The 25,879-nt window shown below is 34.0% G+C and carries 27 protein-coding genes; 4 read left to right on the forward strand and 23 right to left on the reverse strand.

Annotated elements, in window-relative coordinates; all coding sequences use genetic code 11:
* The first annotated feature begins 103 nt into the window (after nt 1–103).
* On the forward strand, nt 104–997 hold the full coding sequence (locus G7082_RS13600) for a mechanosensitive ion channel family protein (protein ID WP_166035745.1): 894 nt from the start codon (nt 104–106) through the stop codon (nt 995–997).
* A 65-nt stretch (nt 998–1,062) separates the two neighbouring features.
* On the opposite strand, the gene G7082_RS13605 is transcribed toward G7082_RS13600, so the two are convergent.
* The 5 genes from G7082_RS13605 to racE form a co-directional block, all read right to left on the reverse strand.
* On the reverse strand, nt 1,063–2,202 hold the full coding sequence (locus tag G7082_RS13605; protein WP_166035746.1) for an N-acetyldiaminopimelate deacetylase: 1,140 nt from the start codon (nt 2,200–2,202) through the stop codon (nt 1,063–1,065).
* The gene (gene cbpB, locus G7082_RS13610; RefSeq protein ID WP_166035747.1) at nt 2,174–2,710 is read right to left on the reverse strand and encodes a cyclic-di-AMP-binding protein CbpB; all 537 of its coding nucleotides are present in this window, start codon (nt 2,708–2,710) and stop codon (nt 2,174–2,176) included. The genes G7082_RS13605 and cbpB overlap by 29 nt, the downstream gene beginning before the upstream one ends.
* A 104-nt stretch (nt 2,711–2,814) precedes the next feature.
* Nucleotides 2,815–3,330 carry a metallophosphoesterase gene (locus tag G7082_RS13615; protein WP_166035748.1) on the reverse strand — a complete coding sequence of 172 codons (516 nt, stop codon included), beginning with the start codon at nt 3,328–3,330 and terminating at the stop codon, nt 2,815–2,817.
* A 3-nt stretch (nt 3,331–3,333) separates the two neighbouring features.
* Nucleotides 3,334–4,683, reverse strand: a complete 1,350-nt coding sequence (gene rph / locus G7082_RS13620) for a ribonuclease PH (protein WP_166035749.1) — start codon at nt 4,681–4,683, stop codon at nt 3,334–3,336.
* A 14-nt stretch (nt 4,684–4,697) separates the two neighbouring features.
* The gene (gene racE, locus G7082_RS13625) at nt 4,698–5,504 is read right to left on the reverse strand and encodes a glutamate racemase (RefSeq protein WP_166035750.1); all 807 of its coding nucleotides are present in this window, start codon (nt 5,502–5,504) and stop codon (nt 4,698–4,700) included.
* A 181-nt stretch (nt 5,505–5,685) separates the two neighbouring features.
* Between racE and G7082_RS13630 the strand changes: the two genes are divergently transcribed.
* Nucleotides 5,686–6,384 carry a CPBP family intramembrane glutamic endopeptidase gene (locus tag G7082_RS13630; protein ID WP_166035751.1) on the forward strand — a complete coding sequence of 233 codons (699 nt, stop codon included), beginning with the start codon at nt 5,686–5,688 and terminating at the stop codon, nt 6,382–6,384.
* A 42-nt stretch (nt 6,385–6,426) separates the two neighbouring features.
* Here G7082_RS13630 and tsaD read toward each other — a convergent pair whose 3' ends face one another.
* The 11 genes from tsaD to G7082_RS13685 all read right to left on the reverse strand — a co-directional run bounded on the left by tsaD (nt 6,427) and on the right by G7082_RS13685 (nt 16,733).
* Nucleotides 6,427–7,455 carry a tRNA (adenosine(37)-N6)-threonylcarbamoyltransferase complex transferase subunit TsaD gene (gene tsaD / locus G7082_RS13635; RefSeq protein ID WP_166035752.1) on the reverse strand — a complete coding sequence of 343 codons (1,029 nt, stop codon included), beginning with the start codon at nt 7,453–7,455 and terminating at the stop codon, nt 6,427–6,429.
* A gap of 11 nt (nt 7,456–7,466) precedes the next feature.
* Nucleotides 7,467–7,916 (reverse strand): ribosomal protein S18-alanine N-acetyltransferase, encoded by a 450-nt coding sequence (rimI, locus tag G7082_RS13640; protein WP_166035753.1) that lies wholly within the window; start codon nt 7,914–7,916, stop codon nt 7,467–7,469.
* A 2-nt stretch (nt 7,917–7,918) separates the two neighbouring features.
* The gene (rimI, locus tag G7082_RS13645; RefSeq protein ID WP_166035754.1) at nt 7,919–8,416 is read right to left on the reverse strand and encodes a ribosomal protein S18-alanine N-acetyltransferase; all 498 of its coding nucleotides are present in this window, start codon (nt 8,414–8,416) and stop codon (nt 7,919–7,921) included.
* Entirely contained in the window at nt 8,403–9,131 is a 729-nt protein-coding gene (tsaB, locus tag G7082_RS13650; RefSeq protein ID WP_166035755.1) for a tRNA (adenosine(37)-N6)-threonylcarbamoyltransferase complex dimerization subunit type 1 TsaB, read from the reverse strand. The genes rimI (G7082_RS13645) and tsaB overlap by 14 nt, the downstream gene beginning before the upstream one ends.
* Nucleotides 9,132–9,280: 149 nt before the next feature.
* Nucleotides 9,281–10,300, reverse strand: coding sequence for a hemolysin family protein (locus G7082_RS15150; RefSeq protein WP_166035756.1), 1,020 nt, complete (start codon nt 10,298–10,300; stop codon nt 9,281–9,283).
* Nucleotides 10,301–10,314: 14 nt separating this feature from the next.
* Nucleotides 10,315–10,578: a CNNM domain-containing protein gene (locus G7082_RS15155; RefSeq protein WP_166035757.1), complete on the reverse strand. Its 264-nt coding sequence runs from the start codon at nt 10,576–10,578 to the stop codon at nt 10,315–10,317.
* Between the two features lie 278 nt (nt 10,579–10,856).
* Nucleotides 10,857–11,576 carry a CPBP family intramembrane glutamic endopeptidase gene (locus G7082_RS13665; RefSeq protein WP_166035758.1) on the reverse strand — a complete coding sequence of 240 codons (720 nt, stop codon included), beginning with the start codon at nt 11,574–11,576 and terminating at the stop codon, nt 10,857–10,859.
* 20 nt (nt 11,577–11,596) lie between these two features.
* Nucleotides 11,597–12,862 (reverse strand): hypothetical protein, encoded by a 1,266-nt coding sequence (locus tag G7082_RS13670; protein WP_166035759.1) that lies wholly within the window; start codon nt 12,860–12,862, stop codon nt 11,597–11,599.
* Nucleotides 12,863–12,881: 19 nt separating this feature from the next.
* The gene (galE, locus tag G7082_RS13675; protein ID WP_166035760.1) at nt 12,882–13,865 is read right to left on the reverse strand and encodes a UDP-glucose 4-epimerase GalE; all 984 of its coding nucleotides are present in this window, start codon (nt 13,863–13,865) and stop codon (nt 12,882–12,884) included.
* A 116-nt stretch (nt 13,866–13,981) separates the two neighbouring features.
* Nucleotides 13,982–14,614 (reverse strand): hypothetical protein, encoded by a 633-nt coding sequence (locus G7082_RS13680; protein ID WP_166035761.1) that lies wholly within the window; start codon nt 14,612–14,614, stop codon nt 13,982–13,984.
* Between the two features lie 418 nt (nt 14,615–15,032).
* Nucleotides 15,033–16,733 (reverse strand): serine/threonine-protein kinase, encoded by a 1,701-nt coding sequence (locus G7082_RS13685; RefSeq protein ID WP_166035762.1) that lies wholly within the window; start codon nt 16,731–16,733, stop codon nt 15,033–15,035.
* A gap of 183 nt (nt 16,734–16,916) precedes the next feature.
* Between G7082_RS13685 and G7082_RS13690 the strand changes: the two genes are divergently transcribed.
* The gene (locus G7082_RS13690; protein ID WP_166035763.1) at nt 16,917–17,273 is read left to right on the forward strand and encodes a tyrosine-type recombinase/integrase; all 357 of its coding nucleotides are present in this window, start codon (nt 16,917–16,919) and stop codon (nt 17,271–17,273) included.
* Between the two features lie 133 nt (nt 17,274–17,406).
* On the opposite strand, the gene rplS is transcribed toward G7082_RS13690, so the two are convergent.
* The 7 genes from rplS to G7082_RS13725 form a co-directional block, all read right to left on the reverse strand.
* A complete protein-coding gene (gene rplS / locus G7082_RS13695; RefSeq protein ID WP_166035764.1) occupies nt 17,407–17,754 on the reverse strand; it encodes a 50S ribosomal protein L19 in 348 nt (115 codons plus the stop codon).
* A gap of 131 nt (nt 17,755–17,885) precedes the next feature.
* Entirely contained in the window at nt 17,886–18,626 is a 741-nt protein-coding gene (gene trmD / locus G7082_RS13700) for a tRNA (guanosine(37)-N1)-methyltransferase TrmD (protein ID WP_166036105.1), read from the reverse strand.
* Nucleotides 18,627–18,628: 2 nt separating this feature from the next.
* Nucleotides 18,629–19,150: a ribosome maturation factor RimM gene (gene rimM / locus G7082_RS13705; protein WP_166035765.1), complete on the reverse strand. Its 522-nt coding sequence runs from the start codon at nt 19,148–19,150 to the stop codon at nt 18,629–18,631.
* A 77-nt stretch (nt 19,151–19,227) separates the two neighbouring features.
* The gene (locus G7082_RS13710; protein WP_202983113.1) at nt 19,228–20,061 is read right to left on the reverse strand and encodes an energy-coupling factor transporter transmembrane component T family protein; all 834 of its coding nucleotides are present in this window, start codon (nt 20,059–20,061) and stop codon (nt 19,228–19,230) included.
* Nucleotides 20,058–21,764, reverse strand: a complete 1,707-nt coding sequence (locus tag G7082_RS13715) for an ABC transporter ATP-binding protein (protein WP_166035766.1) — start codon at nt 21,762–21,764, stop codon at nt 20,058–20,060. Before G7082_RS13715 ends, G7082_RS13710 begins: the two co-directional genes overlap by 4 nt.
* A 237-nt stretch (nt 21,765–22,001) precedes the next feature.
* Nucleotides 22,002–22,553 carry an ECF-type riboflavin transporter substrate-binding protein gene (locus tag G7082_RS13720; RefSeq protein WP_166035767.1) on the reverse strand — a complete coding sequence of 184 codons (552 nt, stop codon included), beginning with the start codon at nt 22,551–22,553 and terminating at the stop codon, nt 22,002–22,004.
* A 15-nt stretch (nt 22,554–22,568) separates the two neighbouring features.
* Nucleotides 22,569–23,432 carry an SAM hydrolase/SAM-dependent halogenase family protein gene (locus G7082_RS13725; protein ID WP_420825038.1) on the reverse strand — a complete coding sequence of 288 codons (864 nt, stop codon included), beginning with the start codon at nt 23,430–23,432 and terminating at the stop codon, nt 22,569–22,571.
* A gap of 189 nt (nt 23,433–23,621) precedes the next feature.
* On the opposite strand from G7082_RS13725, the gene G7082_RS13730 reads away from it, so the two are divergent.
* Nucleotides 23,622–25,856 (forward strand): ATP-binding cassette domain-containing protein, encoded by a 2,235-nt coding sequence (locus G7082_RS13730; protein ID WP_166035769.1) that lies wholly within the window; start codon nt 23,622–23,624, stop codon nt 25,854–25,856.
* The last annotated feature ends 23 nt before the right edge of the window (nt 25,857–25,879 follow it).

Here is a 25,879-nt window from a genome sequence, read left to right on the forward strand (position 1 = left end):
AAAATACTATTTTTAGGATACCATTATCTTATCCTTTTCACAACATCTAAATACATGCTAAAATAGTGATGTACCGCGTTATTTTACTAAGGAGGACTGAAAAATGCAAGAAACAACATCAAGCACTCAATTAGAGATTACTAAACAAACAAAAAACGGTCTTCGTGTATTCCAAAATTTTTGGAATGATTTAGATTGGGAAAAAATAATTTCATCCGTGATCTACAAAGCTGTTTTAATTATTTTAATGTGTGTCATTCTAATCATTGTTCGGAAAATTGTTTTAAAATTAATCGAAAAATCATTTAAAAACTACCGTAAAAAAGAAGCTTATAGTGAAGGTCGCTTAAATACCTTAGAAACACTAGCTAAGAATTTTTTTCAATATTTTTTATTTTTCGTGATTATTTATTCCATCTTAACCATAATTGGCATTCCTGTTGGCTCTCTTATTGCAGGGGCTGGAATTGCTGGGGTAGCCATCGGTCTTGGTGCTCAAGGTTTCATTAATGATGTGATTACAGGTTTTTTCATCATTTACGAACGTCAATTAGATGTTGGAGACCACGTGATCCTTAATACAGTTGAAGGGGTTGTGGAGCAGGTAGGACTAAGAACAACTCAGGTCAAAAGCTTTAATGGCACAATGAATTACATTCCCAATAGGCAGATACTAGTTGTGAGTAACTTGTCTCGAGGAAATCAACAAGTTTTAATTGATATTCGCGTCAATCCTGACGAAGATATTGAAAAAGTTAAACGAATTATGAATCAAATCAACGAGGAACTAGCCATTAACATGCCAGAAGTTCGATCTGATCCTAACATTTTAGGTTTAACAACACTACCTAACGGAACTTTCGCTGTTAGATGCGTTCTCTATGCTGTTGCAGGATCACAAGTGATGGTTAAAACAGCCCTCACAACTGCCTACGTAGAGGCTTTAACTAATGAAGGTGTGACGATTCCAAGCACACCTTTAAATTTAAGTGTTTAAAAAAGTAAGCTGACCAAAAAATGGTTAGCTTACTTTTTAATTTAGGTATAAAAATGATATCTTTATTATCTAATGCAATCACGGTGTTTTATATAATCACTGATTTCTTTGATTGCAGGGAAAATAACTGATTCATCTGGATTGAATTTTCCGTGATGTAAGCCATACTCACTGCCTACACCTAACCAAAACATCAGACCAGGTATCTGTTTAAGTAGATACCCAAAGTCTTCGCCAGTCATGGCTTCCTTAACCTCAACAAACTCAACTGATTGTTTTTCTTTAAAGTAATCCATGAAATCTTGTGTAATTTTAGAATTATTGACTACAGGTACATACCCTTTTTGATCTAATTCAAGTACTACTTCACAATTAAATGATCTGGCAATACCTTCAGCAATATCTCGCATTCTACTTTGAGTTAACGTGCTTATTTCATAGGTTAAAGACCTGATTGTCCCTGTTAAAACAGCTTGACCTGCTACCACATTATCAGCAATTCCTGCATTAAATTCACCAAACGTAATCACTGAGCTTTCCATTGGATCCACATTTCGACTAATAATTGTTTGAACTTGTTGAACGAAACTAGATGCTGCCACAATCATATCATTGGCTTCATGGGGGAAAGCCGCGTGTCCCTCTTTTCCTTTAAGAGTCACAATAAAGCGACAAGCTCCTGCAAACAAGGTCCCATCAAGTGTTCCAATTGCCTTAGGTACTAAATGAGGTGCAACATGCAAGCCAAACATTTCATCTATGGATTCATCTCCCACAAACCCATTATCGTAATAAATTTTCGCCCCAGAAAGATTTTCTTCTGCGGGTTGGAAAAAGAACAAAACATCATTTTCAAGCTGACTCTCGGCGACTCTTTCTAGTACACCTAAAGCAATGGTCATATGAAAATCGTGACCACACGCGTGCATTCGACCTTCTGTTTGTGACGAATAAGAAAGTCCTGTCTCTTCTTTAATTGGTAGACCGTCAATATCCGTTCGCCAACCAATTGTTTTTGTCGGATTTGTGCCTTTGACTCTAACAGTAATGGCTGTTTCCATTGTTTTTACTTCAATTCTATTTTTAGGTAATTCTTTAATTTTGGACATTAAATAAGCGTGGGTTTGAAATTCACTTAACCCAATTTCTGGAATTTGATGCAAATCACGTCTGATTTTAACGACTTCTTCTTCCGACCATCCCATTTTTTTCGATTCCTTCTAGATTTATTTTAATATTAGGTAACAATTCTTTTTCATACACATCGTATTTAATTTCTAGCTCATGAGCCAAATGATTCACGGATTTTAAGATTTCTTTTCTGGTAACAATCCCTAAGAATTCATTTTTTTCATTAACAACTGGAATAAAATTAGTATCAACTAATAAATTTAAAATTCGCTCTATGTTATAAGGTAATTGAATTGATTTAACGTCTGTATCCATCACATCAGCGACTTTAATATCTGCCAATCGATCCGCATTAATTGATTCAGTATCAAACATTTCATTCACAACATGTGACAATGAAATCAGCCCAACTAACTGTTGTTCCTTATTTAACACTGGAATCTTGCTATAACCAATATTTGTCAAAACAAGTAGTGCATGCTCAAGATTGTTCGTGTCTGTTAAGGTTGCAACATTGTCTCCATCGACTAAAAGATGTTCTTCATTTTCTAATAAAATACTTTTAACAGCATTCCCTATCATGTGGAGTGCCTCCATTCTTTAGTTACTACCCCTATTTTACCTCAAAAAAAGATGAGAATCAGCATTTTCACATTTTATTCATAACTTATTAAAAATAACTTAATCTATTTATTAAATTCTGATGAAAGTTCGGAAATTACTTGGTGGTCACGACCATGATAAGTCACTTTTATCGTGTCATCTGAAATATCAACCATGGCATAGGTTTTCAAATCACTGTATTTTCCTCTTGGTTGCGAGATGCTTCCTGGATTTAAAAAGAGAATACCATTCTCCATTTCAGCAAATAATTTATGCGTGTGACCATAAAAAGCAATCGTTGCCTCTTTTTCTCTTGCAGACATCGCTAAATGAGTTAAACTGGTATTCACATTAAACAAATGACCGTGTGTCATGTAAAAAACGGCATCCTCTGTCTTAATGACGCATTCTTTATCATATTTTGGATCGTAATCACAATTGCCTTTAACGACTATATATTTTTGCCATAACTCGTCTGTGACTTCTAATTCAGAATCACCACAGTGGAACATGCCAGCAACTTTTCCGCTCCATTCACTCGCAATATCAACCAACACGTCACGATCGCCATGATTATCACTTACTACTAAATACTTCATTCCTTAAGCCTCCATCCATTTATCAAATACTTTAGCTAAATTTTCAATTGCTTTTGCCCGGTGACTCACTTTATTTTTTTCTTCTGATGTTAACTCTGCCATTGTTTTATCAAACTCAGGAACAAAGAACAACGGATCATATCCAAACCCATTTTCACCACGAGGAATCGTTCCAATCACGCCTGGTACTTCTCCTGTAACGACTAGACTCTCTTGATTCGGTGCGGCTAAAACTAACGTACAATGGAACTGCGCACTTCTTTTATCTCCCTCAACTCCGTATAATTCATGCATCAATTTGGCATTATTCGCTGCATCACTTTTTCTTTCACCCGCATATCTTGCTGAGTAAACACCTGGTTGACCATTAAGTGCGTCCACTTTTAATCCTGAATCATCTGCTAAAACCACACATTGGAAGACTTCAGCGATTGTTTCAGCTTTCAAACGCGCATTCTCTTCAAAGGTTTTACCTGTTTCTTCTACATCAGGAACATCTGGATAATCTAATAAAGTTTTTATGGCATAACCTTTTTCTTTAAAAATAGCTTCAAATTCTTTTGCTTTACCAACATTTTGAGTAGCAATTAAAATTTCTTTTTGCGTATTTTTTTTCACTTCTGGTTGGATTGATTTTTTTTGTAGACTTTTCTTTTGAATCGCGATTAGTTCTTTAATTGACGCTTCACCTAAATCCAACATTTCATTTAATTCATCACGTGTAAAGGTTGCTTCTTCACCAGTTCCTTGAATTTCAACCAAACGACCAGATTCAGTCATGATCACATTCATATCAACGAAAGCACTTGAATCTTCTACGTAATTCAAATCTGTCACAACTTCTCCGTTTGGTAAAACCCCAATACTAATGGCTGCTAAATGTTCCTTGATTGGATTTCCAGTTAACTCACCACTAGCGATTAATTTATCAATAGCTATTTTTAGAGCAACAAAAGCACCTGTAATACTAGCAGTTCGAGTGCCTCCGTCTGCTTGAATCACATCACAATCCACAACAATTGATCTTTCACCTAATTTTTCTAGATCCACCACAGCGCGCAACGAGCGACCAATTAAACGTTGGATTTCCATCGTACGACCTGTTAATTTTCCTTTACTACTCTCACGACGATTTCTTGTATTAGTGGCACGTGGCAACATGCTATATTCAGCAGTTACCCAACCTGTTTCAGATCCTCTTAAAAAAGGAGGTACAGAAGACTCAATCGTTGCATTTACGATGACTTTAGTTTGACCGAAACTAATTAAAACTGAGCCTTCTGGATGAATTAAATAATCTGTCTCGATACTTACTTTTCTTATTTCATTATTTTGTCTTTGATCATGTCTCATTTTTTTATCATCCTTTACGGTAGTGTTATTCTGTTCGTTGAAATTGATTCTAAATTTAACCAATCATGGCTAATATCCTCAAACATTTTTTTAGAACCTGTCATGAAAAATTCGTGTTGTTTTTCTTCTTCTGTGGCATCTGCTGCGATATCGTAATAATCAAGGAGCATGCTCACTTCACTAACTGCCTCAGCGCCTGAATCAATTAGTTTCACTTTCTCTCCCATTTCTTGCCTAATCAAAGGCTTCAAAAGCGGATAGTGGGTACAGCCCATTACTAATGTATCGATATTTTTGCCATTAAAAGGAGCGAGCGCTTCACTAACAACTGATTCAGCAATTGTTGAGCTATACTGTTTACTTTCAACAATCGGAACAAATTTAGGACAAGCAATCCCGTAAACATCAGATTTTGGTGACTTTTTATGAATGGCTGAGCCGTATTCACCACTGTTAATTGTTCCCGCTGTTCCAATCACCCCAATTTTATTATTATGAGTTAATTTTAAAGCTGCACGAGCCCCTGGATTAATCACACCGACAACTGGAATACGAAGTGTCTTTTTGATTTCTTCTAGAGCAATCGCTGTAGCAGTATTACACGCAATAACAATCATCTTCACATTTTTTTTCATTAAAAATTGGGTCATTTCCCAAGTAAACTGCTTGATTTGTTCCACTGGTCTTGGACCATATGGACAACGCAATGTGTCTCCTATATAATAAACCGTTTCGTTTGGTAATTGTTTCATGGCTTCTTTGACTACGGTTAAACCACCTACGCCAGAATCTAAAAATCCGATTGGACGATTATTACTCATTTAAACCACCTCTATTTTCTTTCCTCTATATCTTCTCTTGTAAATCAGCGTTTATCAAGTCATTTTTACAAGATTATTCAAAAAATAACTTCCTTACATTTTTGTTATATCTATGTAAGAGAAACACATGTCTCTTTATTTTAAAATACGCCATACTAACATAAAAAAGGGCGTGTAAAAGATGTTAACAAAAATAAGAAAAACGAGCCTTGTCTATCTCTCTTGGTGGTTGATCTTACTTAGTACCTCATATTTTGTAAAACTAGTTGTTCCTCATAAAAAATATATGCTTTTCTTTTATCTTAGCGTTATTTTAGTGACTTATTTTAGCTATTTATTTTTACCATTTTTATTAAAAACAAAAAATGATTTTAAACGATACTTAAAACAAATCAACTTAAGATTCACCCTATCTGGTACTATTATAGCATTTATTCTACTTTTACTATTAATTATCAGTAGCGGAGTTCACTATAAATTAGGGCATCTAGGCATACTATCCACAAGTTTTGGGCATTTAAACTGGTTAATCTACACGCAACCTCCACTTGTTGAAGAGTTATTGTTTCGAGGAATTATTCCTAGCTTTTATGACAATAAGTGGGTGAAATATTGGGTATCTACCTTACTCTTTTCATCCCTCCATTATAATAATGGCTTCTATGCGATACTGTTTTCGTTTGTTGTTGGTTCTCTATTATTTCTTTTAACCCAACTAACAGATTCACTAATTCCTAGTGTAATTGTCCATTACATCATTAATTCAGGATTGACATTTGCTATCATTAGTACTTTTTTTGTTCTTGTTATCTTCTTTATTTTTGTTTTACTGAAAAAAGAAACCAACGAATTGAACAATACTTCACTAACTGAAAAGTGACAATAAAGAGGCGGACTAAATGAAGGTCTGCCTCTTTATTTTTTATAACGTCACACTAGGCTTGGCATTCAAATCCCAACTAGCAAAATGACCTTTTTTTGCTTCAATAAATGCCGCTGCCCCAATCATCGCAGCATTATCTCCACATAATCTTAACGGTGGAACAACTAATTCAACCTCAGTTAATTCAGCCGTCACACTCGCTTCAAGCGCACTTCTTAACCCTTGATTAGCCGCAACACCACCTGCCACAATCAATTGTTTAACGTTGTACTCTTTACAAGCTCTCATTGTTTTCGTCACCAGAACTTCAATGACACTCGCTTGGAAACTTGCTGCTAAATCATGATTATCCAATACTTCATCTCTTTGTTCTGCATTATGAACAAGGTTGATGAAAGAACTTTTTAGTCCACTAAAACTAAAATCAAAATTATCTTCTTTCATCATGGCACGGGGAAAATGATAGCTGTCTTTGCCAATATGAGCCATTTGATCAATTTCTTTTCCACTTGGGTACTTAAGACCTAAAACGCGTCCTACTTTATCATAAGCTTCACCACACGCATCATCTCTTGTCTCTCCAATAATTTCAAAACTGCCGTGTTCCTTCATATATACAAGTTCCGTATGTCCACCGCTCACAAGTAGGGCCATTGCTGGGAACGTCATGTCAGAAACAAAACTAGCTGCATAAATATGTCCTGCCATATGGTTCACAGGAATTAAGGGTAAATCATTCGCCCAAGCAAAGCTTTTCGCTGCTGTAATTCCAATGAGTAAAGCCCCCACTAATCCAGGACCATACGTAACACCTACCGCACCCAAATCTTCTACGGTAACATCCGCTTCCTTTAATGCTTCATCAATACAACCGATAATTTGTTCTACATGATGTCTGCTCGCAACTTCAGGGACAACGCCACCGAAACGTTTGTGACTGTTAATTTGTGACGCAACAATGTTTGATAGGATTTGATTGCCATCCTCAATAACGGCGACACTTGTTTCATCACAACTACTCTCTATTGCTAAAATTAATTCTCTTTTTTTATCTTTAAATATATCCATTTTTTCACGTCCTATAACTCTAACATCCAAATAAGGGCATCCTCTTTGGGGGTTTGATAATAATTCCGTCTTTTGGCAATTTCTACAAAACCATTCTTTTGATAAAAAGAGATGGCTTTACTATTCGACTGCCTAACTTCAATAAATATTTTTTTAACTTCTTTTTGGTCTAATTCAAGACAAGCTTCTTGTAGTAACTTTTGTCCAATATTTTTTCGTTGCTCTTCTTTAGCAACACCGATTAACAATAAATCAGCTTCATCTAGGACAGTAGATAACAGAATATATCCTACTAGTTTATCTTGATTAAACAAAAAACAATTTGTATTGCTTGGATTTTTAATCGTACTTAAAAACTGTTCTTCTTGCCAAGGAGACCCAGATTCAAAAGCACCCTGACTTAACCTAAAACATTGTTTCGACAATTCAATATCTGAAACATCCAGTTGATCTCTTCTCACCCTTACGACTCCTCTAAAATTAAAAACATATCCACCGCGTCTTCCTTGTCTTCTTTATAATATCTTGGTTTAATCCCATTAACATAAAAGCCAAAATTTTTATAAATTTCAACGGCTCGATAATTTGTTTTTTTGACTTCTAAACTCATGGTTAAACACTGCCTGTTTTTCGCAAATCGCTTTGCTTCATCTAGTAATTGTTTACCAATACCATGATGTTGATATTTTGGTAAGACAGCTAAATTGGTAACATGAGCATCTGTGTTCATAATTCGAATGCCTATAAATCCTAATACCTCTGACCCATGAACTGCTTTAATGTATTGACTTTGCTGTTTTTTCGTTAATTCTAGCCAAAAAATCGTATTACTCCATGGTGATTTTCCGTAGACTTCTTTTAAAATATCCTGAAAAAGATAAATATCTGTCACTTTAGCTATTTCAAAACGAATCAAATTTTCTTTTGATTTATTTTTTAAAGAATCTCTATACTCGCTCAACATAATTAACGTCCTCTTGGGTACGATTCTCTTCCAACCATTTTTCCTCGGCTTCGACTTTTTTCAAATATGTGGGAACAAAAGCATCTATGTCTTTGATAGCTTTTGTTTGTCCGTCTAATAAATAAAAAGAAGTAGCGTTAATATCATTATCAACAATTGATGGGCTATATGTAATGTCTGACTCTTGGAATTTTTCTAAGGTCTCACTAAAAACAGCTAATTCAGGACCAACTAAAAAGATAGGTCTGTTAAGAGTTAACAAATGAGTTAGCCACTCTTCAAGTTCAGCATGTTTGTCCCCAATCACCGGTACCAATTTACCATCCAACCACTCATAAGCGCCTGTGTATACATTGTTTCTACGAGCATTAAATAGTGGCACAATTAATCCTTCAAACGCTCTTTTAGATGCTGCTAGAACTGCTAAACTTGAAATAGAGGCTAGTTCAATACCTAATGTCCAAGCTAATGTTTTAGCAGTTGTTACCCCGATTCTTAAGCCTGTATATGAGCCAGGTCCCTCAGCAATAACCACTTTTGTTAAATCACTCGGTTTTAGACCGTTAGATGTCATTAAAAAATTAATAGCTGGCATAAGTGTTACGCTATGATTTTTCTGTGTGGTACTTGTATAATTTCCAATTATTTTTTCGTTTTCATATAGGCATAATGCCATACTTTGGTTTGATGTATCTATTCCTAAAATTGTCATATGTATCAATCTCTTTTCCATAGTATTCTGATATATTGTAGCATATTTTAGACTTTTAGACTTGGAATAAGATGAAAATAAGGAGTGAAAAAATTATTCCACCTAAAAAAAATAAGATGAGGATGTTTTTCGGTCATCCTCACCTTGTTTTATTCTGTTCGCGTATCTTTGATTTTAATTCTCTCCACAACGGTTTGTCTCACAAGTAACACTGTGAATACGACACCTTCAACTTCAAAAGAAAAACCTTTTTCTACTTCATTAGGATACACACTTGTAAAATAACCACTTAAAGTTACATTACCGTTTGGATCTTCTAAATCCTTCAGTTTAAAATAATGTCTAATCTCATCGAGTTCAATTTTTCCTTCTACAAGGTACTCATTTTGTCCTAAAGGTTGAATCATCTCTTTTTCTGTGTCTAACTCGTCTTGAATATCACCAACAATCTCCTCAATGATATCTTCAATCGTAACAATCCCAACTGTCCCACCGTATTCGTCAACAACCATCGCGATATGTTTATGCTCTTCTTGCATTTTTTTCAGAACATCTTTCACGACCATAGTTTCCATAACAAAAATTGGTTTTGCTGTTTCTTCTGCTAGTAAACGATTTTTATCAATATAAGAGTCACGAACCAATTGTTGAAGCGTCACATATCCAATAATCTCATCTTTGGATTCTTTAATAACCGGGAAACGACTATACCCTACATCAATAATTTTAGGAATCGCATCTTCAATGGTCAAATCGTAATCCAAGACTTTCATATCTAAACGATTCGTCATAATTTCTTTCACTTGTCGTTCATCAAACTCAAAAATATTCGAAATATATTTAAACTCTTCTTGGTTGATTTCACCTTTGTTGTAGCTATCTGCTGCAACTAAAATAATTTCTTCTTCTGATAACGTCTCTTCTGCTTCGCCCACCATGTGAACTCCAAAAGCTCTACCAATTAAATTCGCTGAGTGATTTAGCAATTTAATAAATAAATAAGTTAATTTGTAGAAGAAATGTAGGGGTTTAGCAATCGCTAACACCACTTTTTCAGGGTTGGCTATACTATATGATTTAGGTAATAACTCACCCACTACAACCTCAACGAAGGTTACTAAAAAGTATGACAAGAAGATAGAAACTGTTAAAGTAATACTACTAGACATAGGCAGTTTACTCACTAAAGGCTCAAGCAACGTCCGAACCGTTTCTTCTCCAATCCCCCGATAATTAAGGTAGTTAAAGTAATCCCTAGCTGACAAGCACTCAAGTAATCATCTAAATGATGGACTAAATGCAAGCCTAATTTTGCGTTTTTTGTCCCATCCGCTGCCAATTGTTCCAGCTTAGATGACCTGACCTTAACTAACGCAAACTCTGCAGCAACAAACAACGCTGTCACATAAATCATCACTGCAATTAAAAATAATTTGAAACCTATCATTAAAACACCTCTCTAAATTAAATCCATACCTTACATTTTAATTGATAATAAAAAAAAAAGATACCTATATTACAAAAACAGTGATGAAAAAGGTGGTTAGCTTCAAGCAACTGGAGGAAAGAAAAAATAATTCGCGCTTTTTGAATTAATTTTTCTTTTCGAAGCTGCCTTTTGAATCACGACTAAAAAAAGATGAAAAAGGCGCTTAGCTTCAAGCAACTCGAAAAAATAAAAAATCAAAGGACTGTAACATTTACGTTACAATCCTTCTAAATTATCTATTTTTGAGTAATGAATGTTAAAAACATAAACACTGCCACTATAGCATTATTAAAGAAATGAACCAACATACTATCAATGATATTTCCTCTTCTGAAATAGGCATGACATAACATCGCACCCATTAAAGCGTACATCACAAAAGAAATAATGTTTTCTGAGAGATGGACACTTGAAAAGACAATAGATGTCATAAACATTATGAACCACTTCGGACTATTTTTAAAGAGTGTCACTGATGGTATTCCTCTAAAGACTAACTCTTCCAAGATTGGCGCCACAACACCGACTGTCAGAGACATACCACCAACAAACCAGATGTTTTTCCCACTTGCAAACATAGCTTCCAGAACCGCCTGATTTTCTGACGTGTCCGCTCCGTAAGTTGCTTGCATGAGCATTGTCATCACCATTGTAATTAGTAACATACCTACATAATAACCTAAAGCAATACCGATATCTTTAAATCCTATTTTTAATTTTTCTTTATCACCTTTTTTATGGTAATAACGCCAAGTCACAAAAATAATTAAGCCTACTAATACTATCCAAGTAATGAATAAAATTGTATTAACAATCACTGACCCTTTATTAAAAATAGGCGACAATACAGCGATTAACAACATTGGTACCTGAGTTAATAAAAAGTAGCCAAAAATGATAATTATATACAGGGCAATTGATTTGATATTTTTTAAAGCGGGTTTTTCTTCCTTCATTCCATTAAAAACCTCCTTGTCTACAATGTATCGATAAAACGAACAAAAGCTTGTTGACCTTCTGGTGTTTTCTTAAATATTTGCTGTTTCTCAAAATTAGTTGTCACAACTTCTATTACTTCTTCAGTTGTCATTTTTGTTTCCTTCAAGTTAAGTACACCTAAAATATCTACTTTATTATTTTTATTTAATAGCAGATTTTCATATTCTAACATTCTGCTAAATTCACTTGAATCATCATTTAAAACAAGTTCAGCAACATAAGCATCGCCATCTTTTCTAAAGATTGGCGTGACTGAATGTAAATTTTCACCATTCTCATCTTTGGCGATAATATCTAATGATGGATAAGAATATTGTTGCCATTTTAAAGTTAGGTATTCCATTGCGTTAATCAGATTTTTCTTAACTGACGTTTTCAATCTGATCACTGAAACAGGCCATTCAACGAGTGATGCCTCTATCGTCACAAATCCTGGAATATCAAACATGAAGTCATTTTCTGCTTCAATTAAAGGTGTTGATGCTTCTCCTCCATACAAATACCCATGAGGTAAACTAGAGGTTACTTTAGGATTATACGTCACAAAATAATGTGGGTAGATATCAACTAAATTAAGCATCGTTTCTTGGAGCTGACGATTAAATACAAACGGACTGTGTTCTTCTGGCATAAACAAACATTGCTCTTTGACATTTGGTGTCGCTGAATAAGAAAATCCCCAACTCTCACCTTTAACATTCATTCGAATGATTCGTTTATTTCGATTATTAAATACCCCATAACCTTCACTAGCAAAGCAATAATCACAGACTTCTGTTTGATCCACTTCTACTTGTTCAGGACAAACTTTTACGATAAATTGACTTTTATTAATTATCATCTCTTCTTTTGTAATTACCGTCTCATTAATATACCCATTTGTCACATTCATCAAATGGAAATAATCTGTCGCTTCTTTTTCTGAATTTTCGTAGTATTGAGAAAATAATGCGTTAACCACTGATGGTGGCGGTGTTAATAAATCTCTCAGCTCTGATGACAACACTTCTAGAGCTTTTGTATCTGTTTGAGATACTCGATTATTGCCAATTGCCATCTTTAGTAATTCTTCAATAAGTTCTTTTGATGTCAACGGTTTTTCTTCATCAGACACTGTCACTTCTTTTACTTCTCCGACTATAGATATAATACGATTAGTTAAATAAACTCGATCAAGTAACATCCAGCCACCAGACTGGATTGCCATATCTATAAAATCGTGAAGGATTCGATTCTCTTCCATTAATTAAATCTCCTCAAAATTAATATCCTGTTGGGTTTTCAACATGCCATTTCCATGCTGTTTCCAAAATCGTTGTTACGTTTGTATACTTAGGTTCCCAACCTAAAACTTTTTTAGCTTTTTCAGGTGAGGCTACTAAGATAGCTGGGTCTCCTGCGCGACGTTCAGACATCACGGCTGGAATTTCTTTGCCCGTAATTTTGCGTGCTTCTTCTACCATTTGTTTGACAGAGAAACCTTCATTACTGCCTAAGTTAAAGATATTACTTTCGTTGCCTTGGTTTAAGTAATCTAAAGCTAAAACGTGGGCTTCACCTAAATCTACCACATGAACGTAATCACGGACACATGTCCCGTCAACAGTATCATAATCATCACCAAAAATGGCAATACTTTCTCTTTGTCCTAAAGCTGTTTGTAAGATAATTGGTACTAAGTGAGTTTCTGGGTTATGATCTTCACCGATTGAGCCATCTAAACTTGCACCTGCAACGTTAAAGTATCTTAAAGCTACAAATTTAATGCCATATGCACCATCACACCAGTGCATCATTTTTTCCATCATTAGTTTACTTTCACCGTATGGGTTTTTAGGGTTAGTTGGTGTTGTTTCGTAAATTGGCACCTCAGTTGCTTCACCGTAAGTAGCCGCTGTTGAAGAGAAGATAATTTTTTTAACACCTAACTCTTTCATAACTTCTAAAGTTATTTGTGTCCCGTAGACATTGTTGTTGAAATATTTTAAGGGATCAACGACTGACTCCCCAACTAATGAACTTGCAGCAAAATGTACAACAGCAGTGACCTGTTCATTTTTGAAAACAGATAGCATAAATTCTTTATCTCTGATATCACCTTCATAGAATTTAGCGCTTTTATGAACCGCTTCCTTATGTCCTGTCAGTAAGTTATCAATGACAACGACTTCTTCACCTTTATTGATTAATGCTTGCACAGCATGAGAGCCGATATAACCTGCTCCACCTAAAACTGCAATACTCATATTATTATTTCCTCCTTCGACCATAAAAATGGGATATACCTTTCCTATTTTACACTAAAATAAGGAGAATGACTATGATTGATGGGTATAGTTGAAATATTAGCTGATTTTTTAATTTACCCCTTAAAAGCAATGTTCCTTACTTTCTCAATTATATTGCACTTCAATAGTTTATTATTTTGATTCAATGCCTCATCAAATAATTCCTTATATATTTTTTCTATTTGGTAAAAAAATAATTCAGGATTATAAACTGTATATCCTCCAGCTTTATACGGATAAATCATTGTTGGTGTTTCGTTGGATAATGCAACATTCTTATTAGTTTGTGCCTGATGTATTAATTTGCATCTTACATCTTTATAAAATGACAATCCTGTTTTTTTATTAAAATCACTGTTTAATTTCGGAATCACCACTTTAAATGCATCCTCAATTTTATTATTAGATACATGATCATTTGTTTTATCAATTCCATTTTCTAATTGATAAAACAATTCTATCAAAATACAGTTTACACTCATAAGCATAAAACCAAAGTTATCATTTCTAAGTTTCAGACATTCCTTAGCTACTCTTAAATATCTCGAATAGATTCTTTCCTTCATAATAGTTATTAATTTACCTTCTAACCCATAAATTTCGTTTTTATCTTTTTCTTTATCTAGTTGATCATACGTTTGAAGCAATAATTTAACTTCATCAACTTTTGTTTTTTCGTTAAAATACATAAGACTATTTTTAAACATACATTTGTCCCCCTACTCACTTAAAAAAATTCAGAAACATTTTTTGAACACACACCGCTAAGCATAATTTTTAAGTGTCTTTTTACTTTTAAAACTTTTATCTATTTTTGATTTCATATTAACTTTTTTAGAATGCTCCAAATAATTTTTCAATTATGTTGTAGTTATTTTAGAGTATCAGAATAAGAGCTAATGAAAACTAGTGTAGCAATTAAACATAAAAAAGAGTAGCAATTATGCTACTCAATTAATGTATCAATTCGATAAATTGTAGTCCATTATTTAGTTAAATTGTTCATCAGTTTGTTTTCAAAACTATGATAAAATGGAAATTTAATACAATCAAAAAGATATTTCACCCTATATGAACGTATTGTATAAATATTTTTTTGATAAGAATTGGACATAGATAATATAATTACATACCTAAATACTTTTTTATTTGTGATAAGTCAAAAGAGTTTATTATTACATATGCATAATCACCGTAGCTTAAAAAACGAATATTATTTTTTATTTCTTTAAGATCAGTCTGTAATATACCAGAGTTATTTTCACCAGTTAAAAAAGTTATAAAATTATCAGCTCCCTCCAAACTAAATACAATATTATAAACTCGTTTATTTAAAGATAATTTAATAGTCTCATAATAGATTGCATAGTGTTCTACTAGCCAATTTAAAATAAACATATCATCTTCTTCAAAGATTCTTTGAAAGGTTTGATTTTTTAATGGCATATTACCAAGTTCATTTTCACGATTAGAATTAGTTAATGTAATTATATCCCATATATTTTCAGTTTTTATTTTCCAAATTTCTTCATTGAATATTTTAAGATAATTTATAATCCAAATAATTGGCGCATCCATCAAATTATCTCTTGCATCATCAATTTGTTTAAAAATACTGCTATGTTCATCAATTTTTTCTTTTGCATGGTAATCGACACAAGAATCAAAATATTTCAAGGCTTGATTGTAAAGAGATTGATTTGACTCATTTGAATATTTTGAGAACAAAGAAATAAATTCCATGTGTAATTTTATGTGTTCATCATTATTTTGTAAATCTAAGGGTATGTACTCAACATCTTCTGAATAAACACTTTCGTAATCAAAAGTACGTTTACACTCATCATAAACTATTTTTAAATTAACATAATTTAATATTGATTCTTTGAGCGAGTAACTTATATAAGGCATCCAGTTTAGCTCATAGTTTGTAGATATTTCATCAGAGCTTTTATTTTTAAATAAGTAATTCGAGAAATATAACTGTTTACAAATAATATCCGTTTTGTTACAGAGTGGAGCAAGTGATAATACGCTAATAATTTCTTCAAATGAGCACAATATATCATCCATTATTTTAACTAAATTGTACGAAACTTCTGGTATAGATATACGATTGATAGGATCATATATCATCATTTTTTCAACTAATTCATCTAGTTGATATAAAAATGGATAAACTTCTTGAATTTTTTCAAAATTTAAACCATCTGGTCTTTTTTTAGTGAAAGACTCATTTATGATCATCCCTAATGAGTAGATATCAACAGCTGTTGTTGTTTCAAGCGCACCTTTTACTTTTAATTGTTCTGGTGATGCATAGTACGCATTAGCCATTCTATCACCTTGTTTAGTCAATGTAGAATCTTCACAATCGATTAAACCGAAATCTGCCAAAACAAGTCTTTCTTCATCTATCAATATATTTTCTGGTTTAATATCACGATGCGCAATATTTAGTGTGTGTAAATAACTTACTGCGTCTACTAATTTTATTAAATAATTATAAATCACTTTCCAATCAGTTATTTGGTCAACTACATTTCTAAAGGTTTTTGGATAGTACTCAGTAATGTGATAGTTTGGAGACTCTGTGGATATGTTAGAATCAAAAATTTTCAGAATTTTATCAGATTTATTAGTATTAAGAAATTCAACCTCCCTTTTAAATCTTCTTTTTGAGTTTTTGTCTTCTGATTTTAAAAACTTTATTGCATATTTTTCATTATCTTTTTCAGTAAGCCAAACCGTACCATTACCACCAGTTCCAAGTATAGCAACAAGTTTATAATCTGGAACAATAATTTGTAAATCCTCTTTCTTCATTTAAGTAACACCCTCCCTTAATTCTATATACTAATTATACTTTTTATCAACCTAAAAGTACACAATTCCTATTCTGAGTAGATAAAAAGTCAGATCGTAATTTTGCTTCATTAAATTAAATATTAGAATATCACGTAAAAATAAGCGAATAAACTAATTTAGATTAAAAAAAAAAGCGCCGGATTGGGAAACGTTGATCTGTTTTCTAAATCAATTTCTATCCTACAAAAAATATATGATCTCAACAAAGAATTAGATAATGAATTTATTTTTTGTACGAATAACGGAACTCCGATTCAAATATCAGCAATCAATTCTTTTTTACGTTCATACGTTGAACCTAAAATGACAAGCGATAAAAAATTAAGTAGTCATATTTTTAGACATACCCACGTATCTAAATTAGCTGAGTTAGGAGTTCCTCTTTATGCAATTCAAGATAGAGTTGGTCATGAGAGTAGTGATATCACAGAAAAAATATATTTACATATCACTAAAGATGTAAGGGATAAATTAAAAGTGGATATAGAAAAAATGTAAAGCTTGTCCCTTTTCTGCCCCTTTTAACTATTTACACAACTTTTATTTCAAATAGTAATGCATATTAAATAACTACACAAAATAAAAAAGCACCCTATTTTCATAGAGTGCTTCACCTATTAATAACGAATTATTAACGACGGATTTCTTTAATTCTAGCTTTTTTACCGTGTAATGCACGTAAGTAATAAAGTTTAGCACGACGTACTTTACCGTAGCGTACAACTTCGATTTGTGCAACACGTGGTGTGTGTAATGGAAACGTACGTTCAACACCAACACCGTTTGAAATTTTACGAACTGTATAAGTTTCGCTAACTCCAGCTCCACGGCGTTTGATTACAACACCTTCAAATAATTGGATACGCTCACGAGTACCCTCTACAACTTTAGCGTGTACACGCACAGTATCACCAGGTCTGAATGCTGGGATGTCAGAACGTAATTGTTCTTGAGTAATTGCTTCGATTAATGGATTCATTTTTCGATATTCTCCTTATTTCCAAAACACTCATATGTATTCTTACATAGCGGAATGTCGTAATATGTTGAGCTTTGACACTCACTGAATTATCTTAACATAATCGAGTAGAGGTGTAAAGCACTTTTTCTTTACAAGTTCTCTTCTTTTTTGACTTCTGCTAAAAGTTTTTCCATCTCTGGTGTTATCTCTAAACTTTCTAACATATCCGGACGTCTTAAAAGAGTTCTTCTTAATGATTCTTTTAATTGCCATTCTTCAATTAACTTATGGTTTCCGTTAGTTAACACGTGAGGAACTTCCATTCCTTCATAGTCAGCTGGACGTGTGTATTGCGGATGCTCTAAAAGCCCTGTTGAATGAGAGTCTCCTTTAGCTGATTCATCGTTCCCTAAAACTTCTGGTAACAAACGAACTGTTGCATCAATCATCGTCATGGCACCTAATTCGCCACCTGTTAAGACATAATCTCCTAAAGAAACCTCATCTGTCACTAGGCTGCGAATACGCTCGTCATAACCTTCGTAGTGACCACAAACAAAAACTAAATGCTCTTCTTCAGCAAATTCTTCGGCTAATTTTTGGTTAAAAGGCTTCCCTGCTGGATCAAGCAAGATGATACGTTGCTTTTTATGTCCCGCTTCTTCTTGAATGGATTTAATCCCATCATGAATCGGTTGAACTTTTAACAGCATTCCAGCTCCGCCACCATATGGATAATCGTCCACTTGTTGATGTTTATTTGTTGAAAAATCACGGAAGTTGCTGACATGCACATCTAATAAATTTTTATCGATTGCTTTTCCTAAGATTGATTCCGTTAAAGGCCCTTCAAACATTCTTGGAAATAACGTTAATACATCTATTCTCATCATTAATCAATCAATCCTTCTGGAATTTCGACTTCCACACGACCATTTGCCACGTCAACTAAAGTTACCACTGATTCAATGTAAGGAATCAAGATATCTTTTTCACCTTTTTTATTTTGACCGATTACCCACACGTCATTAGCTCCAGGTGAAAGAATTTCTTTAATTGTTCCTAAAAGTTCGTTGTTTTCATCAAACACTTCTAAGCCAACAATTTGGTGATAATAATAGGCATTCGCTTCTAATTTACCTAAATCTTCTTTATCAACTTTTAAGATACCATCACGATATTTTTCTACATCATTAATATTTGGGTGATCCTCAAAACTAATAATGTCAAAGTTCTTATGTTTACGATGACTTCTTACAGTTAAAGTAATTGGTTTTTTATTTTCTTGGAATAAAAATAGTTCTTTTCCTTTTTTATAGCGTTCTTTTGAAAAATCCGTTTTTGAAATCACTCGAACTTCTCCTTTAATGCCTTGTGTGTTAACAATCTTACCCACGTTTAAATATTCTGTCACTTGTGTAACCCCTCTTCATCTAAAATGTCTCATACATTGTATCACTGAATACTAGTAAGTGTCATTAAAAAACATGCTTAGCTAAAAGGATTATAAAAACGCCCTTGATTTAAGTAAATTAAGGTGAAACTTACTCCCATAATTAAGACTGAAAAAAGCATAATCAGAAAATCAACTTTCTCAAACTTTTTCTCTGAATACCATGTTCTTTTTTTATGATTACCAAAACGACGTAATTCCATGGCAGTACTAATAACTTCGATTCGCTCTAAACTTGAAAGAATTAAAGGGAAAACAATAGTCATTGCGCCCTTTACTCTTTTAAGCAAAGAAGCTTTTTTACTAATTTCATAGCCACGTGCTTGTTGAGCTGAAGAAATATCAAAATAGGTTACTTGTATGTCTGGAATATAGCGAATCGCTAATGACACTGAGTAACAAACTTTATAACTAATCCCAATTTTGTTCAAGCTTGAGGCAAACTCACTTGGATTGGTTGTTAGTAAAAAGATTAAAACAAAAGGAATCGTACTAAGGTATTTCAAGACTAAATTAAATTCATAAAACAATTGCTCCTGTGTTAAATTAAATCTCCCAAACCCTTCCCAAATGACTGTTTTACTGTCATAAAGTACTGTGCCATACTGAGGTGAGAATAAGTAAACTGCTAGTAAATTAAGAACTGAAAAAACGGCAATAAACTTAACCACAAAGGATACATCTGACCATTTAATATGTGAAATTTTAAAAAGTAATATAGACAGTACACTTGTAAATAGTAAAAAACGTGTATCGTAAGTTGTCATACAAGCCACCGATATCAAAATCAAGGCAACCAGTTTCGTCGTCCCATTTACTCGGTGCATAAAGCTATTTCCTGGGATATACCCAAGCATTTGGTGTTCTCTCACTTATTTCTAACCTCCCTATCGTAGGTAATGAATTTATTAACAAATGATACTGGTTCTTCGATACCGATTTTTTTAGCAAAAGTAAAGAGGTTTGTTTCTTTTAGATTGGCTGATTTTACTAAGGTTCCGTTCGTTAAGACATCAACTGGTGATGTATCTGCGACAATTTTCCCATCTGTTAAAACTAAACATCTCTTCGTGTACTCAATCATCAAGTGCATGTCATGAGTAATCATTACCACAGTCATTCCCGTTTGATTAATCTTTTCTAGGAAATTCATAATTTCGGTGTAATGACGATAATCTTGTCCTGCAGTAGGCTCATCTAAAATCAACATCTCAGGTTCCAACACTAAAATAGAAGCAATCGTCACCCGTTTCTTTTGCCCATAACTTAAAGCTGAAATCGGCCAGTTTCTAAAAGGATACAAGCCGCAAGTTTTAAGTACCGCTTCCACTTTTTCTTGAATCACCTCTTCTGGTAATCCTCGTAATTCTAATCCTAGAGCAACTTCTTCACGAATCATTTTTTTAGAAATCATTTGATTCGGATTTTGCATCACATAACCAATACGGTCAGCACGTTCTTTGATTGATAAGTTTTCCATGTTGTCATTCTGCCAAGTCATTTGACCAGAACTCTTAACAAACCCACAAATAGCCTTTGCTAAGGTTGATTTTCCTGCCCCATTTTTACCAACAAGACTAATCATCTCACCTTTTTTAAACGAAACACTAATATCATTTAACACTTTTTTGTTGCTATTAACATATTCGTAGTTGATTTGATTTAAGTTAAGTAGATCGAGATTATTCGTTTCTTTCATACTCTCATCGTGTTCTAAAGACCATTGATCCACTAAAGGTTTTATTATTTCAGCATTTAAACTAGAAAGTTGGTCGACTTTTTCGATTTTTTCTAAAGGCACCTTAGCATATTTCATAGCTGTTAAATAAAGAGGTTCACGAATGCCGTATTTTTCTAACAAATCGCCTCTAAGTAAGCTATCCGGTGTTGTATCTACTATGATTTCCCCCTCATCAAAAAGGATAACCCTATCCATTGGAATATGTAAAACATCTTCTAAACGATGCTCAATAATAACGATCGTCGCATTGGTTTTTTGATGAATTTTTTCAATTAATTCCATGGCTTCAAGACCTGCTTGTGGATCTAAATTAGCTAAAGGCTCATCAAACAGTAAAATAGGTGAATCGTCCACTAAAACGCCTGCCATAGAAACTCTTTGTTTTTGACCACCAGATAAGTCTTGTGGTTTGTGGGATTCATAGTTTACTAAATCCACTTCTTTTAACCATTTTTCCACTTGTTGATGCATCTCTTTTGTTGCTACATTGTCATTTTCAAGTGAAAAAGCGATATCTTCTCCGACTGTTAAACCGATAAACTGGCTATCTGTATCTTGAAGTACCGTACCTACTTGAAAAGACAGCTCAAATAAATCTGTTTCTTTGATATTATGACCATTAATGTAAACCTCACCTGTCAGTTCACCTTTATAAATATTGGGAATTAGCCCGTTTAAACAATTACCAAATGTTGATTTTCCGCTACCACTAGAGCCAATGACGAGTAATTTTTCACCTTGATTCACCTTTAAATTGATTCCTTTTAGCGTAGGTGAAGCTTGGCTGTGATATTGAAATGATGCCTCTTTAAATGAAATAACTTCATTTACCATACTCTGACTCCTTTAACGAAAAAGGCTGACTCAGCTGTCAGCCTCTTTTTATTTTTATAAATAAGAAATTAAAGACACTCTATTTTCAGAGCCAAACGCCTTTTTCACTACTTTTGTTAATCCGAGTTCAAAAGACAACCCCTGCGACGGCTTCACAACCAAAAATTAATCCAAAAAGCGAATTATTTTTTGGTTCCTCCAGCCGCTTGGGGCTAACCGTCTTTTTCACTACTTTATTTAATCTTTTGAGAGTGTTCCTTTTTTGGTTCTTGATGAAGCATAGGCGATCATTAATAATGTCCCCACCACACCTGCTGAGATTGAATTACTGATTAAACCAATCACGCCTTGTGTGTATACTTTGCTTGCTGGTTCTGCATAGATTATAACATCTAATGTTGGTGCAACCAATCCCCAAACGAAGGCATTCGCTAAAATTTGCCCTATATTAAAATAAATCATATCTTTTTTAGTAAAAATTCCTTCTTCTAATTTGAATCTTTTCCCAATAAATCCAAATATCGCGCCGATTAAACCTGAACAGATGATCCATGACCACCAAGGCGTTCCGTAAGTTGTAAAGTCTTTAATTGTGTGACCTATAAAACCAATTAAAGCGGCTGGTATTGGTCCAAATAATGCTCCCATTAGCGCTAAAAATCCATACGCTACTTGTAATTCCGTATTCGGCATACCTGATGGGATAGCAATAAATCTAAATAATATAACAAAAACTGCTGCGCCGATCCCAATCGCCACGATATCTTTAACTGATAAATCCTTTTTCATTGTAACATTCCCCTTTTAATCAAAAATAATTTTCGGTGCTTTACGTATTTCAATTTTCCACTCATCGCCTGTACCAATGTTATATAGGTCAGAGAAAGAATCTTGATTGACCGCCACACCTAAATTAACCAGTGAATTAACGTAAACAAGAGGTTCTCCCACATTAACATCTGCAAAGGACTTCGCAAACTTCATAATATTTTGATACACTTTTTTATTGTCATGATAAATCGTCACTTGTAGTGAGTTGCCATGTTCGATATCAATTTCTTTCATGAATGTTGATGGAATACTTGTCCAAAGTGAGCCAAATCGAACGTCTAAAACATCAATACTTCCCTTCATGATTGTACCATCTAATGTGGAATCTGTAATCTCAAGTTTTTGAATGTTATCAACATCTGTTACACTGCCTAATTCTTCAAAGGTTACTTCACCAGAAGCCATGCGCGCGCCATTATAAGCATAAATATCTCGACCATGGAAGGTGTGGCTTTCTTCTGAGTGTGGTAAACGTGATTTCACTTCATCAATCAAGCGAACTTCTTCAAGTCCATCGTAGTGAGAAATATGAGTTAATGAACCATTATCTGGTGTAATAATATAATGACCTGATTTTGTTTTGGCTACTACACTTTGACGCTCACTCCCAACACCAGGGTCAACTACGGATACAAACACAGTTCCTACTGGCCAATATTTTACAGTTTGGTATAGACGATACGACGCCACCCAAATATCGTAAGGTGGGATATCATGTGTTAAATTTTCTATTGAAATAGTTGGACTTACAGTGTAAGCAACGCCGTACATGGCACTCACAGCCCCATCTACTAATCCAAAATCTGTTTGTAATACTAAATAATTATTTGACATAATCAATCTCCCTTAACTTTTATTGACTACATCATACTTAATTTTTTTCGGAAAATCAATTATTTTCGAACTATAACTAGCATGTTTTTATCCATTGTTCGGTTTTACGTATTTCAACTTTTAAGAAAGAGAATAGACGTTCCCATTTTTTTATAGTATAATAATGTACTTTAAAAAAATGGAGGTACTTTCATGAATCAAGACATTATTGTAGTAAACGCTCGACAAAATAACTTGAAAAACATTTCTTTACGCATCCCTAAGCACCAACTAACCGTTTTTACTGGTGTTTCTGGATCCGGGAAATCTTCTCTTGTTTTTGAAACATTAGCAACTGAGGCTAATCGTCAACTTTACAGCTCATTTAGTGCCTATATCAGAAACAAGTTACCTCATCATGAAAAACCTGAATTTGAATCCGTTCAAAATTTAACCACAACAATCATTGTTGACCAAAAGCCGATTCAAGGTAATTCTAGATCAACCGTTGGAACAATGACTGATATTCATCCGATGTTACGACTTTTATATTCTCGTTACGCAAGCCCTAGCATCGGTTTATCAAATGCATTTTCTTTTAATGACCCTACTGGTATGTGTTCTACTTGCCAAGGGCTGGGAACTACGACAACAATTAATTACGACCGACTACTTAATAAAGAAAAAAATTTAGCAGACGGTGGGATTCAATTCACACCTCTAACCAATAGTTCTTGGCAATTTAATATTTATCTCAACTCTAGTTATATTGATAAAAATAAGAAATTAAAGGATTATTCAGAAGAAGAAATGAACTATCTATTATATGGAAATAAAGACATTGAAGAACATGTGGTTGTTTCAGACACTGGTAAAGTTAAGTATGAAGCTTTAATCCCACGATTAGAGCGATTATTTATAAAGAAGGACTTAAATTCTAGTAACAAATCAGTAAAAGAAGCGGTTGAATCGATCACCTCTTCCTCACCCTGTACTCACTGTGATGGGACTCGCTTAAATGATTTAGCTCGTTCTGCTAAAATAAATGATCTTTCCATTACAGATTTATCGAGTATGGAGCTTTCTGAGTTGGTTCCCACCTTAAGAGAGATGAAAAATATTGATATTATTCCTTCAATTATTGAACCCATTGAACGAATTGTTCATATTGGTTTAGGGTATCTTTCCTTGGATAGAGCAACGCCTAGTCTTTCTGGTGGTGAAGGACAACGCCTTAAGATGATTCGATACTTAGGTAGTAGTTTAACAGATATGACTTATGTTTTTGATGAACCTAGTATTGGTCTTCATCCTCGTGACGTTCATCGTTTAAACGAGATGCTTCTTAGTTTGAGAGACATGGGTAATACAGTTTTAGTTGTGGAACATGATCCAGATGTGATTAAAATTGCCGATCATATTATCGACATGGGACCTTTTGCCGGCAGACATGGTGGCGAAGTGACGTTTACTGGAACGTATCAGGAGCTTTTAGATGGTGACACATTAACAGGTCGTGCTTTAAATCAAGAAATAACCTTTAAGGAACAAACCAGAATACCAACAGAGTTCTTCCCTATCAAAAATGCCTCAACTCACAACTTGAAAGGAATAGATGTGGCTATCCCGAAAGGAATTTTAACCGCAGTCACTGGTGTCGCTGGTTCTGGAAAAAGTTCACTAATTGCTGGAGAGTTTCTAGCACATTATCCAGAAGCCATCGTGGTGAATCAAAAACCGATTGGTCGGAGTTCCCGGGCAACGATTACTACCTACACTGGTATTTTTGATGATATTAGAGACTTGTTTGCCAAAGAAAATAAAGTTAATAAAAGCTTATTTAGTTTTAATTCAAAAGGTGCTTGTCCTAAATGTAAGGGAACAGGAGAAATAAAAATGGATATGGCATTCATGGATCCGGTCACCGTTATTTGTGAAAGTTGTGGAGGTCAAAGGTATAATGAAGAAAGTTTATCTTTTGAATTTAGACAGAAAAAGATTACTGATATACTTTCTATGACCGTTGAAGAAAGTATTGATTTCTTTGAAGGTTTTTCTTTCCATAAAAAACTTCTTACCTTAATGGAAGTTGGGCTCGGCTATATCTCCTTAGGTCAGCCATTATCCACTTTATCTGGTGGTGAATTACAACGGATTAAATTAGCCACACAACTAGATAAAACAGGAGCTATTTATATTTTAGATGAACCAACTACTGGTCTTCATAAATCAGATATTGAAAAATTAGTGGCTATCTTTAATCGGTTAGTCGATCTTGGTAATACAGTGATTATCATTGAGCATAACACTGATATGATGAAACTCTCTGATTGGTTAATTGATATCGGTCCCGAAGCAGGACGACACGGCGGTGAGTTAATTTATTCTGGCATACCAAAACAAATCCTTAACGAACCCAATTCATTAACGGGACTAGCACTTAAATAACGTGATGAAAAAGGCGTTTAGCT

Origin of the sequence: Vagococcus hydrophili, assembly GCF_011304195.1 — a bacterium.
GTDB classification, from domain to species: Bacteria; Bacillota; Bacilli; order Lactobacillales; family Vagococcaceae; genus Vagococcus; species Vagococcus hydrophili.

What these genes read in the sequence shown, in the direction of transcription:
- G7082_RS13630 (WP_166035751.1), top strand. Translation starts at nt 5,686, where the DNA reads ATGTTAACAAAAATAAGAAAAACGAGCCTTGTCTATCTCTCTTGGTGG.
- G7082_RS13680 (WP_166035761.1), bottom strand. Translation starts at nt 14,614, where the DNA reads ATGTTTAAAAATAGTCTTATGTATTTTAACGAAAAAACAAAAGTTGAT.
- G7082_RS13715 (WP_166035766.1), bottom strand. Translation starts at nt 21,764, where the DNA reads ATGGTAAATGAAGTTATTTCATTTAAAGAGGCATCATTTCAATATCAC.
- G7082_RS13730 (WP_166035769.1), top strand. Translation starts at nt 23,622, where the DNA reads ATGAATCAAGACATTATTGTAGTAAACGCTCGACAAAATAACTTGAAA.
- trmD (WP_166036105.1), bottom strand. Translation starts at nt 18,626, where the DNA reads ATGAGAATAGATGTATTAACGTTATTTCCAAGAATGTTTGAAGGGCCT.
- G7082_RS13720 (WP_166035767.1), bottom strand. Translation starts at nt 22,553, where the DNA reads ATGAAAAAGGATTTATCAGTTAAAGATATCGTGGCGATTGGGATCGGC.
- G7082_RS13665 (WP_166035758.1), bottom strand. Translation starts at nt 11,576, where the DNA reads ATGAAGGAAGAAAAACCCGCTTTAAAAAATATCAAATCAATTGCCCTG.
- G7082_RS13600 (WP_166035745.1), top strand. Translation starts at nt 104, where the DNA reads ATGCAAGAAACAACATCAAGCACTCAATTAGAGATTACTAAACAAACA.
- cbpB (WP_166035747.1), bottom strand. Translation starts at nt 2,710, where the DNA reads ATGATAGGGAATGCTGTTAAAAGTATTTTATTAGAAAATGAAGAACAT.
- tsaD (WP_166035752.1), bottom strand. Translation starts at nt 7,455, where the DNA reads ATGGATATATTTAAAGATAAAAAAAGAGAATTAATTTTAGCAATAGAG.
- G7082_RS13670 (WP_166035759.1), bottom strand. Translation starts at nt 12,862, where the DNA reads ATGGAAGAGAATCGAATCCTTCACGATTTTATAGATATGGCAATCCAG.
- galE (WP_166035760.1), bottom strand. Translation starts at nt 13,865, where the DNA reads ATGAGTATTGCAGTTTTAGGTGGAGCAGGTTATATCGGCTCTCATGCT.
- G7082_RS13685 (WP_166035762.1), bottom strand. Translation starts at nt 16,733, where the DNA reads ATGAAGAAAGAGGATTTACAAATTATTGTTCCAGATTATAAACTTGTT.
- G7082_RS13615 (WP_166035748.1), bottom strand. Translation starts at nt 3,330, where the DNA reads ATGAAGTATTTAGTAGTAAGTGATAATCATGGCGATCGTGACGTGTTG.
- rph (WP_166035749.1), bottom strand. Translation starts at nt 4,683, where the DNA reads ATGAGACATGATCAAAGACAAAATAATGAAATAAGAAAAGTAAGTATC.
- racE (WP_166035750.1), bottom strand. Translation starts at nt 5,504, where the DNA reads ATGAGTAATAATCGTCCAATCGGATTTTTAGATTCTGGCGTAGGTGGT.
- tsaB (WP_166035755.1), bottom strand. Translation starts at nt 9,131, where the DNA reads ATGACAATTTTAGGAATAGATACATCAAACCAAAGTATGGCATTATGC.
- G7082_RS15150 (WP_166035756.1), bottom strand. Translation starts at nt 10,300, where the DNA reads ATGTCTAGTAGTATTACTTTAACAGTTTCTATCTTCTTGTCATACTTT.
- rplS (WP_166035764.1), bottom strand. Translation starts at nt 17,754, where the DNA reads ATGAATCCATTAATCGAAGCAATTACTCAAGAACAATTACGTTCTGAC.
- G7082_RS15155 (WP_166035757.1), bottom strand. Translation starts at nt 10,578, where the DNA reads ATGATAGGTTTCAAATTATTTTTAATTGCAGTGATGATTTATGTGACA.
- G7082_RS13605 (WP_166035746.1), bottom strand. Translation starts at nt 2,202, where the DNA reads ATGGGATGGTCGGAAGAAGAAGTCGTTAAAATCAGACGTGATTTGCAT.